Source organism: Streptomyces sp. NPDC058469, assembly GCF_042721125.1.
Lineage (GTDB): Bacteria > Actinomycetota > Actinomycetes > Streptomycetales > Streptomycetaceae > Streptomyces.
Genome location: NZ_JBHXME010000370.1, coordinates 1 through 1,025, shown reverse-complemented (window position 1 = coordinate 1,025; position 1,025 = coordinate 1). Strand labels below are relative to the sequence as shown.

Below are 1,025 nucleotides of genomic sequence, written 5' to 3'. Positions count from 1 at the left end.
GGCTCTTCACAATCCAGGGTGTAGTCGCGGCCTGTGAGAACACGTGTCGGTGGCCTGTGCCAGAGTCGCCTACAACCCCCAGCCGATCGGACAGAAGGTGACGTGAGTGAGCGACAAGACCGAGACCCCGCCCGACCCGAAGCGCACGCTGACCGAGCAGGAGTTGGTCAGCGAACAGCTGCCCGACTGGCGGATGCTGATCGACCGCCTCCATGCCAGCTTCGACACCGGCGACTTCGTCAGTGCGGTCAAACTGGTCGACGCGATCACGCTGGCCGCCGAGGAGATGAACCACTACCCCGACCTCGACCTGGCCTACGGGCGGCTCGACGTCCGGCTGATCAGTCACGACGTCGGCGGGGTGACCTCGCGCGACGTGGTGCTGGCCCTGACCATCAGCGAGCTGGCCCTGGCCGCCGGGGCCACGCCGCACCCGGAGCGCACCAGCGTGCTCGAGCTCGGCCTCGACTCGGCCGACGAGGCAGAGATCAGGCCGTTCTGGGCGGCGCTGCTCGACTACGACACCGTTGAGGCCTGGGGGGAGATCCAGATCCGCGACGCCACCGGGCGTCGGGCGACGATCTGGTTCCAGCCCACCGACGCCCACGACGTTCCGCGGCAGCGCTGGCACCTCGACCTGCGGATCCCGCCCGAGATGGTCGAGGACCGGATCGCCGCCGCGATCGAGGCCGGCGGCGAGCTGGTCGACGACACCGCCGCGCCGGCGTTCTGGGTGCTGGCCGACCCGCAGGGCAACCGCGCGTGCCTGACCACCTGGCAGGGCCGCGAGTCGCTTTAGGGACTCTTCACAGTTGCGGGTGTGGTTCGCGATCGGTGGCCCGGCGCGTCGTTGACCGGACAGGCGTCGAGGCCTCCCGAGGATGGAAGTTCTCACACAAGCCATCCGGAAGACCTCGACGTGCCCGACGCTACCGTCGCGGCGAGCCCTGCTGGGTTCGCACGCGCTGATCTGACTACCTTCTGCCGTCTCGACGAGCTCGGGCTCGAGGTGACCGACCAACGAC

General features: G+C 69.0%; 1 protein-coding gene. It reads left to right on the top strand.

Annotated features, from left to right (window positions below):
• The first annotated feature begins 106 nt into the window (after positions 1-106).
• Positions 107-799, top strand: a complete 693-nt coding sequence (locus ACFWP5_RS52525) for a 4a-hydroxytetrahydrobiopterin dehydratase (RefSeq protein ID WP_384174587.1) — start codon at positions 107-109, stop codon at positions 797-799.
• The last annotated feature ends 226 nt before the right edge of the window (positions 800-1,025 follow it).